The 18386-nt window shown below is 50.0% G+C and carries 17 protein-coding genes; 2 read left to right on the top strand and 15 right to left on the bottom strand.

The window, feature by feature from the left end; translation table 11 throughout:
- Positions 1-9: 9 nt before the first annotated feature.
- From H8S75_RS20380 to H8S75_RS20370, 3 genes are all read right to left on the bottom strand, one after another.
- Positions 10-876: a DegV family protein gene (locus tag H8S75_RS20380; protein ID WP_187023156.1), complete on the bottom strand. Its 867-nt coding sequence runs from the start codon at positions 874-876 to the stop codon at positions 10-12.
- Positions 877-971: 95 nt separating this feature from the next.
- A complete protein-coding gene (locus H8S75_RS20375; RefSeq protein ID WP_187023155.1) occupies positions 972-2738 on the bottom strand; it encodes an ABC transporter ATP-binding protein in 1767 nt (588 codons plus the stop codon).
- A gap of 8 nt (positions 2739-2746) precedes the next feature.
- Complete coding sequence (locus tag H8S75_RS20370; RefSeq protein WP_187023154.1) at positions 2747-3997, bottom strand: hypothetical protein; 1251 nt, start codon at positions 3995-3997, stop codon at positions 2747-2749.
- A 160-nt stretch (positions 3998-4157) separates the two neighbouring features.
- On the opposite strand from H8S75_RS20370, the gene H8S75_RS20365 reads away from it, so the two are divergent.
- Positions 4158-4853, top strand: coding sequence for a hypothetical protein (locus tag H8S75_RS20365; protein ID WP_187023153.1), 696 nt, complete (start codon positions 4158-4160; stop codon positions 4851-4853).
- 68 nt (positions 4854-4921) lie between these two features.
- Here H8S75_RS20365 and H8S75_RS20360 read toward each other — a convergent pair whose 3' ends face one another.
- From H8S75_RS20360 to H8S75_RS20340, 5 genes are all read right to left on the bottom strand, one after another.
- Positions 4922-5479 carry an ECF-type riboflavin transporter substrate-binding protein gene (locus H8S75_RS20360; RefSeq protein WP_002602455.1) on the bottom strand — a complete coding sequence of 186 codons (558 nt, stop codon included), beginning with the start codon at positions 5477-5479 and terminating at the stop codon, positions 4922-4924.
- 70 nt (positions 5480-5549) lie between these two features.
- On the bottom strand, positions 5550-6392 hold the full coding sequence (locus H8S75_RS20355; protein WP_002602454.1) for an SAM hydrolase/SAM-dependent halogenase family protein: 843 nt from the start codon (positions 6390-6392) through the stop codon (positions 5550-5552).
- Positions 6393-6414: 22 nt separating this feature from the next.
- Positions 6415-7251, bottom strand: a complete 837-nt coding sequence (locus H8S75_RS20350; RefSeq protein WP_187023152.1) for an energy-coupling factor transporter transmembrane component T family protein — start codon at positions 7249-7251, stop codon at positions 6415-6417.
- Positions 7248-8963, bottom strand: coding sequence for an ABC transporter ATP-binding protein (locus tag H8S75_RS20345; protein ID WP_187023151.1), 1716 nt, complete (start codon positions 8961-8963; stop codon positions 7248-7250). The genes H8S75_RS20350 and H8S75_RS20345 overlap by 4 nt, the downstream gene beginning before the upstream one ends.
- Before the next feature lie 30 nt (positions 8964-8993).
- Complete coding sequence (locus tag H8S75_RS20340) at positions 8994-10514, bottom strand: GntR family transcriptional regulator (RefSeq protein ID WP_187023150.1); 1521 nt, start codon at positions 10512-10514, stop codon at positions 8994-8996.
- A gap of 332 nt (positions 10515-10846) precedes the next feature.
- On the opposite strand from H8S75_RS20340, the gene H8S75_RS20335 reads away from it, so the two are divergent.
- Positions 10847-11887 carry an alcohol dehydrogenase gene (locus tag H8S75_RS20335; protein ID WP_432764197.1) on the top strand — a complete coding sequence of 347 codons (1041 nt, stop codon included), beginning with the start codon at positions 10847-10849 and terminating at the stop codon, positions 11885-11887.
- Between the two features lie 144 nt (positions 11888-12031).
- On the opposite strand, the gene H8S75_RS20330 is transcribed toward H8S75_RS20335, so the two are convergent.
- The 7 genes from H8S75_RS20330 to H8S75_RS20300 form a co-directional block, all read right to left on the bottom strand.
- Entirely contained in the window at positions 12032-12892 is an 861-nt protein-coding gene (locus tag H8S75_RS20330; protein WP_110324039.1) for an SAM hydrolase/SAM-dependent halogenase family protein, read from the bottom strand.
- Positions 12893-12996: 104 nt separating this feature from the next.
- A complete protein-coding gene (locus H8S75_RS20325; protein WP_187023148.1) occupies positions 12997-13194 on the bottom strand; it encodes a (2Fe-2S)-binding protein in 198 nt (65 codons plus the stop codon).
- Positions 13194-13706, bottom strand: coding sequence for a ferritin (locus H8S75_RS20320; protein WP_002602447.1), 513 nt, complete (start codon positions 13704-13706; stop codon positions 13194-13196). The genes H8S75_RS20325 and H8S75_RS20320 overlap by 1 nt, the downstream gene beginning before the upstream one ends.
- Positions 13707-13961: 255 nt before the next feature.
- Entirely contained in the window at positions 13962-15500 is a 1539-nt protein-coding gene (gene gpmI / locus H8S75_RS20315) for a 2,3-bisphosphoglycerate-independent phosphoglycerate mutase (protein WP_187023147.1), read from the bottom strand.
- A gap of 124 nt (positions 15501-15624) precedes the next feature.
- Positions 15625-16098, bottom strand: a complete 474-nt coding sequence (locus H8S75_RS20310) for a hypothetical protein (RefSeq protein ID WP_187023146.1) — start codon at positions 16096-16098, stop codon at positions 15625-15627.
- A gap of 265 nt (positions 16099-16363) precedes the next feature.
- Entirely contained in the window at positions 16364-17116 is a 753-nt protein-coding gene (gene tpiA, locus H8S75_RS20305; protein ID WP_002602444.1) for a triose-phosphate isomerase, read from the bottom strand.
- Positions 17117-17141: 25 nt separating this feature from the next.
- Positions 17142-18353, bottom strand: coding sequence for a phosphoglycerate kinase (locus H8S75_RS20300; protein WP_025530551.1), 1212 nt, complete (start codon positions 18351-18353; stop codon positions 17142-17144).
- Between the last annotated feature and the right edge of the window lie 33 nt (positions 18354-18386).

The raw sequence follows: 18386 nt of genomic DNA, 5'->3' as shown, positions 1-18386 counted from the left end.
CTGTTCCGCTCATAGAGACAGCTTCTTCGTACAGGCGACAGCCAGCGCTCCCGGTCCGATGTGGCAGGACACGCTTAAGGATAAGTGGTCCACGTAGATATCGCCGGTCTTCGGGAACAGCTCCATCAGTTCCTTTTTAAATTCAAGAGCTGCCGTCTCATTATCCGTATGGGCCACCGCCATATGGACAGCCGCGCCCTCCGGATCGGAAAAGCGCTCCTCCAAATCCTTCTTAATGGCTGTAACCATCATACTCTTCGCCTGCTTCATGGTTCTCGCCTTGGCAAATGCATCCAGTTTTTCTCCCTGAATCGTCAAAACTGGCTTAATCTTCAAAAATGTTCCCAGCAGTGCCGCTGCCGGCGTAATCCGGCCGCCCTTTTTTAAATACTCCAGGGTGTCCACCGTAATGTAGATGGTAGAATCGAAGGCCGTCTCTTCCAGCACCTTCTTAATCTCTTCCGCGCTCATTCCCTGATCCGCCATGGCCTTCGCCTCGAGAACGGACTGCCGCTGTGTAACAGAAATTCTCTGGTTATTGACCACCAGCACCTTTCCGCCGAAGTCGGCAGCCAGCGCGTGGGCCGTCTCGCAGGAGCTGCTTAAGCCGCTGGACATGGGAATGTGAATCACAGAGTCGTGATCCTTTAACAACTCGTTCCATAAGTCGATCAGAGACGCGGGTGACGGCTGTGACGTGGAGATATCCGCGCCCTCCGCCAGCCTCTCATAAAAGGATTTCTGTGTAAGGCTGATATCCTCAAAATACGTCTCTCCAGCCATCATAAAGGGCATCGGAACCACATTGATTCCCGCCTGTCTTCCCTGCTCCTGTGTAATTCCGCTGTTACTGTCCGTAACAATTGCTACTCTCATCTGCTATTCTCCTTCATTTTCCATCTAGTACAGCATTGCATAAGTTCCGATGAATTCTGCACTGGTGCCTTCCGGCGTAAATACGCTGGACCGCACTAATTCTGCTCCGCTTCGCCTGCGGAGGTGTACAGCTGGTAATAGATTCCTTGCTTCTTAATCAGTTCCTCGTGATTTCCTTCTTCTATAATATTACTGCCGGACAGGACAAGAATTCTGTCCGCATTCCGGATGGTTGTCAGCCTGTGTGCAATCGTAAGAGTTGTCCTGCCCGCCGCCAGACGTTCCAGAGACTGCGATACCAGATGTTCGCTCTCGTTGTCCAGGGCAGATGTAGCCTCATCCAGAATCAGGACGGGCGGATTCTTTAAAAATACCCTCGCTATGCTGATCCGCTGCTTCTGGCCGCCTGAAAGCTTCACACCGCGCTCGCCCACATACGTGTCGTAGCCGTCCTTCAGCCCCATGATGAATTCATGGGCTCCCGCCATCTTCGCCGCCGCAAGGATTTCTTCCCTGGAGGCACCCGGATGGCCGTACTCGATGTTCTCATAAACCGTACCCGAGAATAAGTACACATCCTGCTGCACGACGCCGACGCTTCCGCGAAGGCTCTGCAGCGTTACATTCTTAATATCCTGTCCGTCCAGCAGAATCCGTCCCTCGGTAGGATCGTAAAAACGCGGGATCAGATTGCACAGCGTCGTCTTTCCGCCGCCCGACGGCCCCACCAGGGCAACCTTCTCCCCCGGCCTGATCTTTAAATCGATATTCGAAAGGACCGGATTATGATCATCCGGATATTCAAAGGACACACGGTCAAAGGTAATGCTTCCGTGTACATCCCGTAAGGGAACCGCCCCTTCCTCATCGAAAATATCCACCGACGCGTCCATCAGCTCCGTGAAACGCTCGATTCCCGTCATTCCCCTCTGAAACTGCTCCGCAAATTCGATAATTCTGCGGATTGTCGCCAGAAGCGTCGTCACATACATGGTATAGGCCACTAAATCGCCGGGATCGATAAGCCCCTTAATCATAAAGATGCCGCCCGCAACGATGACTACCACGTACATCAGTCCGTCAAACATGCGGATGGTATTCTGGAACGCCGCCATATACTTATAGGTCTGGCGCTTGATATTTAAAAATTCCTGATTGTCGCGATTGAACTTCTCGATCTCGACACCCTCGTTGGCAAAGGCGCGGACCACCTTGTTGCCGAGTAAGCTGTCCTCGATTCTGGCGTTCAGCTCACCGATATGGTTACGCTGTTTCTTGAATGCCCTCTTCACCTGAATGTTGAAGTAGGAGCAGGAGACCGCCATCACGGGGATAAACACAAATATGATCACCGTCAGGGGAAGATTGATTCCCGCCAGTATGACAAAGGACACAACGGTCTTCAAAAAGGCGATAAAAAACTCTTCCGGACAATGGTGGGCGAACTCGGTCACATCGAACAAATCGCTGGTGATCCTGGCCATGATCTGTCCCACCTTCGTATTGTTGAAATAATTATCCGACAACTTCTGCAGATGTTCAAATGCATCCTGACGCATATCCGTCTCAATGGCGGCACCCATCACATGGCCTGTGTACGCCATATAGAAGCTGGCCAGACCGTCCACAATCCGGAGGGCAAAGTAGAGTACACCGATGCCCACAATCGTCTGAACGGTCAGTGAGGCCAGATCCTTCAGTCCCTGATTGGTGATATAGCGCAGGATCAGCGGCAGGATCAGCTCACAGACCGTGGTCAGCGAGGCGCACAGCAGGTCAAACACCATAATCCGTGTGTATTTCTTATAATAGGGAACAAACCGTTTTAAGAGTGTTCCCGTTTTCATCTCTTTCTGTTCCATAAAATCCTCTATTCCGTTATTGTAATCTTTTTCACCAGATCAAGAGCCCACTCCATCTCCCCGGGCTTCCTGCAGGTTATGTTGATATTGGTTCTCTGTTCTTTGTAGAGAACCTGGGCGGACATGTTGTAAACCATCTCTCCGTCCTTCTCTTCGGGCGCATAAAAAACCGCTTTTCCCTTTCCTTTATCCACATCAAACAGGAACTCCTCTTCCGGCGTCCCCTGTTCGAACCATGCTTTTTTAAATTTGGATGTGCCGCCTGTACCTAAGACCACCGCGTAAATGTAGAGATCATGACCGCCGTATTCCACGCCGTCGTAGTAATGATCCATGCCGTTGCGGCAGTTTTCATCGAACATGAAAGATCCCGGCAGGCAGAATTTCATATTGCCCAGCTTCCGGTAAATGAGATGTCTCCGGCAGCCCACGAAAAGCTCTCTCGAAAGCGGCTCCGCATGGCTTACATCCACTGGTTCATGCTCTGCAAGGCGGCATATCTCCAGATATTCTTTTAATGGAAACGGCAGACTGGAATCCATGGCCAGCGCCTTTTCCAGGCACTCGATAATCCTGTCATTGACCTTCTTATCCGTCTCACACCTGCTGGAGGGCATAAAAAAGCAGCTCTGATTTAAAAGCACCAGTGCGCAGTTTCTGTAGTAAACGGCATCCTTTTCAATCTCATTCCAAATAAAAAAATCCCTGGCAAATGCCATACTGAGTCCTGAATTCACGACTCCGCGAATTTCCATAAACGAAAAAGGGCGGATATGTGTAATCAGCTTTCCTTCCTGCTTCTCCGGTATATAGTAGCTGGAAGGCCAGCAAAATGTATATTCCGGCCCATTCTCCCATCCGGACACCAGTTTCATCAGATCCATAAACCACTGATAGAAATACTTTCTCCGCATAGTCAGAAAATCTCTTCTCCAGTAATAGCCCGTCTTGTCATCAACTTTTAATTTTAATTTTCCTTGCCCGGCCAGCTGCTCTAAAAATGCTATGACAGCCACATGAAAGCCGGGCCCCACGATGTTGGTCTGGGACTCCCCCTTAAGGACCCGTTTATCCCAGTGGAACCATATATAGCCCTCTGGACAGAGCCTGCAAAGCAGACATCCGGATAGAGACTCGCATGTATAGCCCTGCTCTCCAGCCAGTTCCCTAATCATCGTCTCCGCTGCATCCGGCGTCCATTCACGGTAGCCGGTCAGCCGGTTCTTTGGCCTTAACGCAAACCTGATCCTAATACTCATCTGAAACCCTTCCTAATATGTCTTTCTCTATTCTATCGTATTTTGCTCAGAAAGGGAAGCATAAAACGCCCTTACTTTTTTCTATTTTCATTTCTTCATAGACGAAATTGTGATTGAGAGGTATAATTTACCTATATTACCATATGCAAAGGAGAACGTCATGCCATACTGTCCTAAATGTGACATGGAATTTATCAAAGGAGTTACCGTCTGTTCCGACTGCGGCGGTCCTCTGTTTGAATCAAAGGAGGAAGCCCTCGCCATGCAGAAGGCGGCGCTGGAGGAAGCGCCGGACGCCCTGATGCAGGAAGACATGAACAGCGAGGCCTCCGGAGAGGCATCCGGGGCGATGCCAAAGGCGGAAAAGCCGGTGCGCCCGCCCGCTGCCTACGTGAAGAAATCTCAGAAATACGAAGACCGTAAATCCAGCGCCTCCGCATTTTTACTGGTTGGAGGAGCCATCACCGTCTTTGCCGTCTTATGCTGGGCAGGCATTTTCGACATGCCGATGGCGGGCTTTTCCAAGTACCTGATTCAGGGTACACTGACCGTCATGGGAATTGGCTGTCTGGTCATCGCCATCCTGACATTCCGTTCCGCCAAGGGCATGGCCAGTGAGATTGAGGAAGAAGAAAAACAGACGGAGGAGCTGATCTCCTGGTTCCTCTCTGCCTACCGCAGAGAAGATATTGACGGGCGGCTCGATGCTGATTTTTCTGATTTGGGCGAGGATGAGAGGAATCTCAAGCGGTTCGAGCTTATTTCTGACCTCCTCATTACCTCGAAGGACCTTCCCAACCAGTCTTACGTGGATGCGCTGTGTGAAGATATCTATTCAAAGCTGTTTGACGAGTAATGCGTGAATAACGAAGGAACCGCCGCCTGCAGGTCTTGCCTGCCGGCGGCGGTTCCTTATATACTGATTTATTCCTTTGTCAGGCTGCCCTTCTTGGAACGTGTCTTGCTGTAGAGTACCAGCAGGATCGAACCGATGACGCCTGCAGAAATCGCATTGCTGATAGCAGCTACGACGCCCTGTGTCACGACCAGGTTTGCCGGCTCTGCATAGACTACAACATCCAGAAGCGGAGCTACGATAACCCACGCAACAAAGTTGCCGATAATCTGGTAAATGTTGAAAAGAACGATATCCTTCTTTCCAAATTCACCGTCTTCCACATGAAGCTTCGGATATACGAGACCGATAATGAAGCAGGAAATGCCGCTGGCAACTACCCAGCTCCACCATATAGACCCATACTGAATACCGTCAGACAGCGCATGTCCGATGAATGCAATCAGTCCGCCTGCGATCGGTCCGAACAGCGCGGCGAAAAACGCGCCGATGCCGTATGCGGTCTGAATGTCGGTTTCCGGAATTCCGGTCGGAATCTTCACGTACATAAATAACAGGGTGAATAAAGCCGCGCCAAGTCCGGTTGCAACGATGGTCTTTGTTTTGAACTCAAATAACTTTTTCATGATTACCCTCCTTTGGTTGGTAGATTACGAGTTAAGACTACTCAAATTCCCATAATTTGTCAAGTAAATTCTACTTTGTAAACTCAACCGTCCATTCTGGCCCGTAACCCAGATTATACTTGTCACAGAAGCTTCCCTGGCTGACGGCCAGAGACACCTTCATAAGCTCATTGTTATAAATCATCGGATCGCCCTTTTCAGCGAAACCAAAGCTCTGATGGAATAATACCTTCTGCTGGAAAGCCACCTCTCCGTCATGCTTTACCGTTACATTGACATAGTCACCGTAAGCAAATCCCGCGCGGTTAAAGTCTTCCAGTCTGATGTTCGTCCATAAGTTTCCAAAGTTAGGATCATTGATTTCGAATACGCCGCAGGCCTTTCCTTCTGTAATCTCCGGTTCCAAAATCGGGTGCTCCACGATCTCCTCCACCGGGTATTCCGGTCCTACGCCCTCAAAATCGATGATTCCACTGGCCAGACGAGCCGCTGTATAGCCGAATAAATCACGGCCGTGGAAGATGGCAACGCCTTCCGTGCCTTTTCCTCTCAGACGGTTTACTGTCTCGTCGATCTCACGCACCGCTTCGATGCCGATCATCTTCTTTACATGTGTCAGAGAACCATTATCCGGCGTTACGATATAGTATCCGTCAACAGTCTTTGCCACACAGGCGCGGCGCTTCGTTCCTACTCCAGGATCCACGACAGACACGTAAACGGTTCCTTCCGGCCAGAACTGAAGGCTCTGATATAAGCGGTAGCTGGCGCTCCAGGTGTCATACTGCGGAAGTTCATGGGTGCCGTCCATGATCTCCAGTTCACGGTCCACACACTTCACCACGCCGTACATGGAACTGACTGCTCCTTCTTTGTAAGTAAAATCTGTCTGAAATACTAAAATTGGTTTCATAGTTTTTCTCCTTTATGATTGTTTAAATGAATGGGTTATAGAATCTGGTACCTCCATTGACAAAAAATGTCATAGCCAGAGATCCCAGGAAAATCGCCAATGCTGCCGCCATCGCGCACCAGTCCACAGTCTTTAACGGCTTTGCCACGTACCATGTCCGTTTTCTCTTCTTTCCAAAGCCGCGTAAATCCATGGCGTTGCTGATCAGCTCAATCCGGTCCAGCGTGGAAAAGATCAGGGGCACACAGATATTCATCACGTTTTTCACCCTCGTTCCGAGCTTTTCCTTTCTGGATAAATCCAGTCCTCTGCTCTGCTGTGCCAGAGCGATATCCTGGTAATTCCGGATCGTGTCCGGAAAATACCGAAGCGTCAGAGACAGCGCGTAGGCCGCCTTGTAATTACAGCCCACACGATTTAAGGAGGCCGCAAACTCACTGGGGTTGGTCGTCAGTAAGAAAATCATTCCCAGAGGTACCACGGAGGCGTATTTGGCCACCTTCGTCACCTGATAGAGCAGCTGCTCTTCCGTCACCGTGTAGCGGCTGTTGAACCGAAACAGCTCGTGGGTCGTCCCGTAAATTTCCGTTCCGTACTGCGGACTGAAGATATAGGTCAGCACAAAGTTGATGGCAAGAAATACGACAACGTAAATTGCCATCAGCTTGATCTGTTTAAACTGCAGGCCCGACATGGCAAAAAAGATGACGGACAACACCATGACAAACAGGATGTAGCGGATATCGTAGGAAAACATGACCGCGAAGGTCATACCGATGAAGCATACCAGCTTCGTAAGCCCCGATAAATTAAAGATTAAATTATCCCGGTCTATGTAGTCGAACAATTTGCTTTTCATGCGTGACGAAGCCCCCTTTCGTAATCAATGAAGTTCTGAACGAAGCCCTCCGGATTCTCCACCCCGCATGCCACGGCCAGCTCATAGAGGGAGGTGATCTTTAAGTTCGCCTGCTCCGTTATCGCCTCATTGGTCAGTATCTCCGCCGAGGTCGCATCCCCGATCTTCTGCCCGTCGGAGATCACAATGGCGTGAGGCGTATACTCCAGCATCAGATGCATGTCATGGGTAATCATGATAATGGTGACCCCCTCGCTGTTCAGGCTCTTTAAAAATTCCATGATCTCCGTATAGTGGTGGAAATCCTGGCCCGCCGTGGGTTCATCCAGAATCAGGATCTTCGGATCCAGAACCAGCGCGGAGGCAATGGTAACACGCTTCTTCTGCCCAAAGCTCAGCGCGGAGATAGGCCACTTCTTAAATGGAGCCAGGCCGCAGATCTTCAGCGCTTTTTCCACACGTTTTTCCGTCTCCGCCTCATCTACCCCCCGAATTCTCAGTCCAAGCGCCACTTCATCGTAAATCATGGGCTTACAAATCATCTGATTGGGATTCTGCATCACGAAACCGATCATCCGGGAACGCTCCTTGATCGTCTTCCCCTTCAAATCTTCGCCCTCGTACAGAAGACGTCCCTCGTCCTCCGTGACAAATCCGCAGATTACCTTGGCCAGGGTGCTCTTGCCGGCGCCGTTGGTGCCCACGATGCTGACCATCTCCCCTTCCCTGATGTGGAAATTGATGTCCTTCAGAATTCTCCGTCTCTTCGTATACTGGAAGCTTAAATGTTCCGCCGCCAGAATATCGGGCCTGTTATTAACTTCCCGGTCCGGCACACGGCTCAGAGCCCATTTCTGCACCGCGTCCTTTACCATGTCGATCCGCAGTGTCTCCATACGGCCGGGGCGCATATCCGGCGTCACCCTGACTCCCGCGTACTTCAGTGCAGTGGCATAGAGGGGCTCCCGGATTCCCATTTTCGGAAGGATGTCCGCCGCGATCAGCTCATCCGGCGACATGTCTGCTGCAATCCGGCCATCATTTACCACCACGATCCGGTCCACATCGCGGTAAAGCACATCCTCCAGACGGTGCTCGATAATCACAACCGTCTTCCCCAGTTCCTTCCACACGTGATCGATCAGATCGATGGCCGTCTTTCCCGTGGCCGGGTCTAAATTGGCCAGCGGTTCGTCAAAGAGCAGGATATCCACATCATCAACCATGACGCCTGCGAAGGATACTCTCTGCTTCTGTCCCCCGGACAGCTCGAAAGGAGAAGATTTCAAAAGATTTCCCATGTCCACCATGTCCGCCACCTTCTGAACGGCTTCCTTCATCTTGCCCTGGTCCACACAGTCGTTTTCCAGTGCAAACGCGATGTCCTCGCCCACCGTCAGTCCGATGAACTGGCCATCTGCGTCCTGAAGCACGGTGCCCACCATTTTCGACAGTTCGAAGATATTCATCTCCCTCGTCTCCCTGCCGTTGATTTTAAGGCTTCCTTCAATCTCCCCCTTATAGGCAAAAGGGATCAGACCGTTTAAACAGTTTCCCAGGGTGCTCTTACCGCTTCCGCTGGGGCCGACGATGAGAACCTTTTCCCCTTCATAGATCGTTAAATTGATATCATGAAGGGTTGGTTCCGCCTGGCTGAAATAGTGAAACTGGAATGAATTGAACTGAATAATTGGTTTCTTATTCGTATCCATATATGCCTCCTAGTTATGAGCATTCGGCGGTTACGCCTGCAGCTGACAGTCAACCTGATATTTGTCAGGAATGAAATAATATTTAATCCGGGCGGCGGGTGTATAATCCGGCCCGTATAAAATCTGTTCCATATGAAGAAGCACAGTTCCCTCCGGTATATCCATATAGGAGATCACCTGTTCATCGGCGGCCACTACCTGAATCGTCATGTGGGCTTTCGCCGCCTTCTGATAAATCAAACTGTCCATAAAATGAAGAAGCTGTTCCTCGTCGGGTTCCTTTCCATCTATGCCGCTCCCCATGATCACCTCCATGGGAATCTGCAGAAAGGACTGGCCGATGGGACCTTCTTCGCCCCAGTATACGTTATTGCTCGCCAGGACTTCGTCGCCGTCCTTAAGCTTTAACTTCTGTTTTGCAATATTCGTCGGAAGTCCGATATTGTAATCCATAGTCACCCGGCTCACCGGTTCCTTGGCACACTCTCTCAAAAAATTATACAGGTTCTTCTTTTCATTTCTGCGGCAGTCGTAGGATACGAAGGTTCCCTTTCCCTGCCGTTTATAGATAAATCCGTCCTGTGTCAGAATGGTCAGCGCCTGCCTCAGCGTGTTCCGGCTCACCTTATAGGCCGCCGCCAGCACATTTTCACTGGGAAGAAGGCTGTCCTTCTCATAGACGCCATCCATTAAATCCTGAAACAGCCGATTATAAACCGGTATGTAGGATGGCAGCCGGCTCTTTCCCTCTTCCGGCTTCTTAGGGGTCAGCGTTCCCCAGATTCCGGCCTTTAAAAAGCCGATCTGCACGAATAGATTATGTTCTTCCCCTCTGTCGCAGAAGAGACACGGTTTCTTCCCCTCCGCCAGAATATCGCGGCTTATCCGGCTGATCAGCAGGGCCTCTAAGTTCTTTCCCCGTTCCTTTTCCTTCACAGCCGCGCCGCCTAGCATGACGGTAAACGGGCTCTTCGCCGCGCTGTTCACATGGGCAATCATTTCCCCGTTCCGCTCCAGATAGAGGTGGGTCCCGTCTCCGCTCTTTAACCGGTCCGCGATCATCTCTTTTGAAGCATAAAGCGCGCGTATCTCCGGAATCGTCATGAGAAATGCATGAATCTTATCCTCGTCTCCCGGCACGCCCTTTTTCATGGTCACGCCCTCCGGCAGTCCGGCCTCGCCGATGAGGTGCGCACTGTCCTCCAGGAGATAGAGGTTCTTCTCCGCCAGCTCATATCCGGGAAGCCATCTGCCGGCCGCTTTCGTCAGCTCCGCCTTTCCCATGATCACATCCGGCTTCCATTCTTCGGTGAGCGTTCTTAAAAACTCCCCGTCGATGTTCCCTGCCTCACCTGCCACAATTAAGTTCCCGTAAAACTTCAGATAAACATGAGTAATCCGGTCTTCTTCCATCCCCGCGTATACGGTCTGAAACTCCTGATCGAATCCGTAATTGCCGATATCTGCCAGCAGAAATGTGTGATAGACCGCATCATTCTGCAAAAAATCCAGCAGCCGGCTCTCATCTTCCCCGGTACATCTCTTAACCATAGGCGCCTCCCGTCCAACTTGTTCAACAAGTTAAGTTTAGTACAGAGATTTCCTTCTGTCAACAGATTTCTACAAAGTTTACAGGTAAAATCATTTACTTTTTGTTCAGTCTTTCGGATATGCTTTCGGATAACAGTTCAGCCTCTGCTGCGAGCTGCCGGATATTTTTCGAGGCATGCGCATTGACAATTGGTATGACATTGACTAGACTATTATACAGAGTATGGTAAGAGGTATTTTTACCGCTTTTAAAGTATGGAGAGGAGAAACTTATGTCACAAAATCAGGTATCACAGAACCATACATCACAAGACCTTCCCCATAAGGAGACCATGAAGGCCGTCGTCTACGAAGGCAATGGAATCCTGCGTTTAGAGGAACGGCCAATCCCTCATCTTATGACCCCCAGGGATGCCGTCGTGAGAGTTACTCTCACCACCATCTGCTCCAGCGATATCCATATCCTGCACGGCGCGGTTCCCAGGGCCGTTCCAGGCACCATACTGGGCCATGAATTTGTGGGGATCGTAGAAGAAGCCGGAAGTGAGGTGACACGGGTAAAACCAGGCGACAGGGTTGCCGTCAATGTGGAGACCTTTTGCGGGGAGTGCTTTTACTGCCAGCGCGGCTATGTCAATAACTGTACTGATGAGCATGGCGGCTGGGCTCTCGGCTGCCGGATCGACGGAGGTCAGTCGGAGTACGTCCGCATTCCATTTGCAGACAACGGCCTCACGCCAATTCCCGATTCTGTGACCGATGAAGCCGCCCTTTTTACGGGGGACATCCTATCCACCGGCTACTGGGGCGCGGGGCTTGCTGAGATCGGGGAGGGCGGCACGGCGGCCGTCATCGGAGCCGGCCCTACCGGCTTATGTACCATGATGTGCGCCCGCCTCTACCATCCGGGTAAGCTGATCGCCATCGATACCTCCCAGGAGCGCCTGGAGCTTGCCAAACGCCGCGGTCTTGCCGATTACACCCTAAACCCACGCAATGAAAATGTCCTGGAAAGAGTGCTGGAACTCACATCCGGCCGGGGCGCCGACTCCGTTCTCGAGGTGGCAGGAGGGAAGGACACCTTCCAGATGGCCTGGCAGATCGCCCGTCCCAACGCGGTTGTCTGCGTCGTCGCACTCTATGAGGAACCACAGGTACTTCCTCTGCCTGCTATGTATGGGAAAAATCTGATTTTCAAGACAGGAGGCGTGGATGCCAATTCCTGCAGTGAAATCTTGAAACTGATTGAGGAAGGAAAGCTGGATACCGGCTGCCTCATCACGCACCGGACAGATTTAGCCCATATCCTGGAGGCTTACGAGATATTTGAAAAGCAGGCCGATCATGTCATAAAATACGCGATTACCATCTGACCGGACTCACGCGCCGGAGCGCGGCCGCTTCAGCGGCCATACTTCCTTTGCACGGTAAAGACGGCTGTCCCGCCCGCTCCTTCTTCCGGAGCGGCGGGACAGCCGTCTTCAATGTCTATTCATTTATTTAGTTATATAAAGTGTTTAGTCTTCGTATATAATCTTAGGCGCCTTACGCATCGTAATCTGCCACTTATTCCCTGTTCCAATGTTATAGGCCTTTGCAAAGCTGCCCTGATTGATGGCAACCGCCATACAGTCCAGGCTGTTCACATAGATGAGCGGTTCGCCTACATAAACGTCGGCAAAGCTCTTTGCATAAACCAGAATATTCTTGTACAGGGTTCTCGTCTCATTCTCAATACTGATTTCCACACGCTGTCCGTGTTTTACACCAATCTTTAAAAACAGGTCTCTGGAGATATTGGTCCACAGGCTTCCGAATCTGACGTCGAGCACATCGATGGTACCGCTCACTCTGTCTCCGTTATAAGCCGCTTCCACAACAGGAAGTTCGATGACGCTTTCCGCTTCCACGGAAGGGCCTACTCCCTCGAAGGTGATGACACCGGCAGCCAGCCTCGCTCCGGTATAAGCGTAAATGTCACGGCCATGGAACGTATAACTCTCTCCTGATCCCGGCAGACGGTTCACATTCTCATCGATGATACGTGCTTCCGTGATTCCGCACATCCGCTTCACATGGGTCAGTGTTCCATTGTCAGGTGTCACTATGTACTGTCCCGTGGTGGTCTTCGCCACAATGCTTCGTCTCGTCGATCCCACTCCCGGATCCACAACGCTGACAAATACCGAGCCCTCCGGCCAGTAGTTTACCGTCTGTATCAGCCGGTAGGATGCTTCCCAGATATCATACTGGGGAATATCGTGTGTCAAGTCTGTAATCCGAAGTTCCGGGTCTACCCCATAGGATACTCCATACATCGCGCAGACAGCTCCGTCCGCAGTGCCAAAATCTGTTTGAATAATAAGTGGTTTTCTCATATTCATCTTTCCTTTAGTGCTAAGGGAGTTGTTTAGAAACCCTTGCACTTTTAGTATAGATTTCTTTGCTGCGCTTGTCAAGCGGCTCTGTCTGCTGGTTAAGCTCAGGCCTTTTTCTCGCTCTGTTTCTTCAACTGCTTTTTCGCATACTTCTTCACCCGGCATTCACAATGGCCGCATTTCAGGGAAGCTCCCGTCTTCTTTTTCACTTTTTTAAAGGAATCCGCGCCGTCTGCGATCGCCTCCTTGATATCCTTTTTCGTGATCTTCAGGCACGGACAGAGATATTCATTCTTTCCCATTACAGCACCAGGGACGGAGCGGTGTATACGCGGGCCGCCATCTCAGAATCCAGCATGTATAACCCCTTCGGATCATGGCCAAAGAGCTCGAAACGCTTCACCAGGTTATCTGCATTTTTCTCTTCCTCGCCCTGCTCCTTCACAAACCAGTCGAGAAACTGCATGGTACGGAAATCCTTTACGGAGTATGCCGCATCATAGATCGCATGGATTAGTCCGGTCACATAGACCTCATGCTCCAGCCCTGCCTTTAACGGTCCTACGTAGTCCTCAAACTTTTTATCTGGCTTGTCAATGGCCTCAAGAGTCACTTTGCCGCTGTTATTCTGCAGATACTGGATAAACAGCATGGCATGGTCTCTCTCCTCCTGCGCCTGCACCTGATACCAGTTTGCAAATCCATTCAGCTCCGCTTCGCGATAGTAATTGGCAAAATCGAGATACAGATACGCCGAGTAAAATTCCTTATTCACCTGCACATTAATAAGTTCTGCAACTTTTTGATCCAACATGGTAATTCCCCTTTCTTTTGTTTTCTTCCCGTATTATATCATCCGCCGGTCAGACGAACAACCACCTTTCGTTCCCGCGGAAGCCGGAAAAAGGCCGTCACTCTGTTCCCTCTTCCCCGCCGGTGATCGCTGCGGTTCCTAAGGTTCAAATATGCGGCCCTTTTTCGACTTTTCATAACTATTTTTTTATGTCTAAGATTATAACATGACTTTTCTTTTATATTTTTGCCGTTTTTACAGGATATTTCCCATATCTTACTTCACTAATAATGACTTTCCAGTCATCTCTTTCGGCTGTTCCATGCCCATTAATTCAATTAATGTCGGAGCGATATCTGCCAGACAGCCGCCTTCGCGCAGCTTATAGGACGGATCTGCGTTCACAAGAATGAACGGAACCGGGTTTGTAGTATGAGCGGTGAACGGTGTTCCTGTCTCGTAATCTACCAGCTGCTCTGCATTTCCGTGGTCAGCGCAGATGAACAGTACGCCGTCCATCTCCTTGACTGCGTCTACGGCCCTTCCCACACAGGCGTCTACGGTCTCGATCGCCTTGATCGCAGCATCCTCAATTCCCGTATGGCCAACCATATCCGGGTTCGCGAAGTTGATGATAACAACATCGTATTTTTCAGACTTAATCGCTTCCACCAGCTTGTCACAAACAGCCGGGGCGCTCATCTCTGGCTGAAGGTCGTAGGTAGCCACCTTAGGAGAAGGAACCAGAATTCTGTCCTCACCCTTATTCGGCTCCTCGACACCGCCGTTAAAGAAGAATGTCACATGTGCGTACTTCTCTGTCTCGGCAATTCTGGCCTGGGTCATGTCGTGGTCTGCAAGGAACTGGCCAAAGGTATTCACAATGGCTTCCTTCTTAAATGCAACCAGCTTATTTGCAATGGTGTCATCATAATCGGTAAAGCATACATACGTTAAGTTCAGGCGTCTGTCTCTGGCAAATCCTTTGAAATCGTCATCACAGAACGCTCTCGTTATCTCTCTTGCACGGTCAGGACGGAAATTGAAGAAAATAACGGAATCGTTATCTTTTACGGTAGCAACCGGTTTTCCATCTTCCACTACGACAAATGGCTCCACGAACTCGTCGTTTACTTCCGCGTCATATGAAGCCTGGATTCCTGCCGCAGCGCTGACAGCAGTACCGCCTTCTCCCCTGGTCAGAGCGTTGTAAGCACGCTCCACACGATCCCAGCGGTTGTCACGGTCCATCGCATAATAACGGCCCATCACAGAAGCCACTTTGCCCACTCCGAGTTCCTTCATCTTCGCTTCCAGCTCTTCCACGTAGCCCTTGCCGGAAGCCGGCGGTGTGTCTCGGCCATCTAAAAAGCAGTGTACATAAACCTTGTCGAGGCCATTTCTCCTGGCAAGTTCCAGGAGTCCGTAGATATGGGTATTGTGGCTGTGAACGCCTCCGTCGGAGACAAGTCCCCATAAATGAAGGGCAGAATCATTCTTCCTGCAGTTCTCTACAGCCTGTAAAAACTCAGGAACATCGAAGAAATCTCCGTCCTGAATCGATTTTGTAATTCTGGTCAGTTCCTGATAAACGATACGGCCGGCACCCATATTTAAGTGGCCAACCTCGGAATTTCCCATCTGACCATCCGGAAGTCCTACGGCTAGGCCGCTGGCGTTGCCCTTTACAAACGGGCACTGACTCATCAGCTGATCCATAACCGGTGTTCTGCCTTCGCAGACTGCGTTATGGTCACAGTTATCATTCAGTCCATATCCATCAAGTATCATAAGTACAACAGGTTTCTTACTCATAACTTAATCTCCTTATCTTGTTTTTTCTATATAATGGTAATTATCTTCTCACAACTCTATATTCTACATGATTTGCGGATATCTTGCAACTGCTGAATGATAAATTTTTATCATAAACCCTGGTTTAAGGCCGCTCTTCCACGGCTTTCATGGGATAGCAGTGGTGCAGCAGCACCTGGTCCGCTCCCTCGCCTAGTCTCTGGTAAAATGCATTCGCAATTCTCTTCGCAACCATATCGGCATCCGCCTCTGATAAGTCTGTCACCATAATGAGAAACTGACAGCTGCTGTATTTCGTATAAACATCCCCGCAGCGGATCGAATACTGGATCAGTTCCCTCAAAATCTCCATCTGCCCGTTTCTGCTCTCGAGACAGGGCAGTTCTCCCTTCCGGTCCGTCAGGGTCAGCAGGATGATATAGGCGCTCTCATTCGTACGCTTCAGCCTCCGCGCCACAAACCGGTATATCACTTTGAATATCTCGTATTCCTGGCAGTACGCTCCCGGAAGCAGCTCCTGTTCACTCAGTTCCTTCCGGATTTGCTCCATGTCGATCTCAATACTCCTCTGCATCAGTCCCGGCTCTTTTGTATCCATAACTCCTCCTCCTTTACCCATTCTGCGCACCCTGATATCGGTATATTCATTACTATTATTTACTTTTTCTCATCACTTGTCAACCGTATGCGCATAAACGGGCTTTTCAGCGGAATAAAAAGTTACTGCACACGCTGCGACCGGCAGTACGCTTCGCGAAATACCGGCCGTGTACAGAACAATAAAAAGGCAGAGAAGCCGCGTTTGCGACTGTCTCCACCTTTTTTCATTACAGGACACTTCATAATCCTGTATTATTCATTACTTATTTGTTATAGCAAACGATCTTTCCGAAGTCTGGCTTCAGGGAAGCTCCGCCTACTAAGCCGCCGTCGATGTCCGGCTGTGCGAACAGTTCCGGTGCGCTTCCAGCGGATACAGAACCGCCGTACTGGATACGGATCGCTTCTGCTGTGGCTTCGTCATATATCTCAGCGATGCATGCACGGATCGCTCCGCATACTTCCTGAGCCTGCTCAGTCGTAGCGACCTTGCCGGTACCGATTGCCCAGATCGGCTCATAAGCGATAACAGCTTCTGCAGCCTTGTCTGCCGGTACGTTTAAGAAGGCGATCTTGATCTGCTGACGGATCCAGTCGATGGTGATTCCCTGCTCTCTCTGCGTTAAGGACTCTCCGCAGCATACGATCGGTGTAATGCCGTATTCGAATGCCTTTAAGACCTTTTTATTTACAGTCTCGTCACTCTCAGCGAAGTACTCTCTTCTCTCAGAATGGCCGATTACTACGTATTTAACGCCAGCATCTACTAACATGGCAGGGGAAATCTCGCCGGTGTAGGCGCCCTTGTCCTCATAGTACATATTCTCGGCACCAACGCAGATGTTGGTTCCCTTTGCTGCTTCCATAACCGGAATGATATCAATGGCCGGTACACAGAATACTACATCTACATCCTCATTAACAACCAGCGGCTTTAAGGTATTAACCAGCTCTACAGCCTCTGTTGGTGTCATGTTCATCTTCCAGTTACCAGCAATAATTTTTTTCCTTGCCATTTTATCTTATTCTCCTCTTACTTACTTATTTATTATCTGCAGCAGCTACGCCTGGCAGCTCTTTGCCTTCCAGGAACTCTAAGGATGCACCGCCGCCTGTGGAGATATGAGTCATCTTGTCAGCGAAACCAAGTCTCTTCACAGCGTTAACGGAATCTCCGCCGCCGATTACGGTTGTTGCGTCCTGTAAATCAGCAACGGCGCGGCATACTTCCAGAGTACCTTCCGCAAAATTGGAGAATTCGAATACGCCCATCGGTCCGTTCCATACAACAGTCTTAGCACCTTCCAGAGCAGCCTTGTAAAGGGCGATGGTCTTCGGTCCGATATCGAATCCTGACCAGCCGGCATCGATAACATCAACGACCTTGCGTTCTGTATCGTTGGAGAATTCCTTACCTTCTACATGGTCAACCGGAAGTAATAACTTCACACCTTTTTCTTCGGCCTTCTTGATCATCTCCAGAGCGTAATCCAGCTTGTCTTCCTCACATAAGGAATTGCCGATCTCCTCGCCCTGTGCCTTCTCAAATGTATAAGCCATACCGCCGCCGATGATCAGGGTATCTACCTTGTCAAGCAGGTTGTTGATTACGTTGATCTTATCAGAAACCTTCGCTCCGCCTAAGATGGCAACGAACGGACGAACCGGATTCTCAACAGCCTGTCCTAAGAACTTGATTTCTTTTTCCATTAAGTATCCAACTACATTGGTATTGGTGTATTTTGTAACGCCTACGTTGGAGCAGTGAGCTCTGTGGGCCGTACCGAACGCGTCGTTAACAAAGATGCCGTCGCAGAGATCAGCCAGTTCTTTCGCATAGCTTTCTGCGTTCTCATCTTTTCCGTACTTTGTCTCTTCGATTCTGTAACGGGTATTCTGAAGTAATAAAACTTCGCCATCCTTTAATTCGGCAGCAACCTTCTGTGTCTCCGGTCCTGTTACCTTCGGATCATCCACGAATTTTACTTCTACGCCAAGTCTCTCGCTCAGTGCCGGAGCTACCGGAGCTAAGGACAGCTCTGGAAGCGGCTCTCCCTTCGGCTTTCCTAAATGAGAGCAAAGGATCACTTTTGCACCCTGATCGAGTAATTTCTTAATGGTTGGAATTGCACCGTCGATACGGTTGTAGTTCTGAATCACGCCTTCCTTTAACGGAACGTTGAAGTCACATCTTACGAGCACTTTCTTTCCCTGTAATCCGGTTAAATCATCAACTGTTTTCTTGTTAAGCATAATTTCATGCTCCTTTCCATATTTTCGCTACTT

The sequence above is a fragment of the Hungatella hominis genome (assembly GCF_014288005.1).
In the GTDB taxonomy this organism is placed as follows: domain Bacteria; phylum Bacillota; class Clostridia; order Lachnospirales; family Lachnospiraceae; genus Hungatella; species Hungatella effluvii.
The sequence above is the reverse complement of the archived record's forward strand: the minus strand, read 5'-3'. Positions and strand labels throughout refer to the sequence as shown.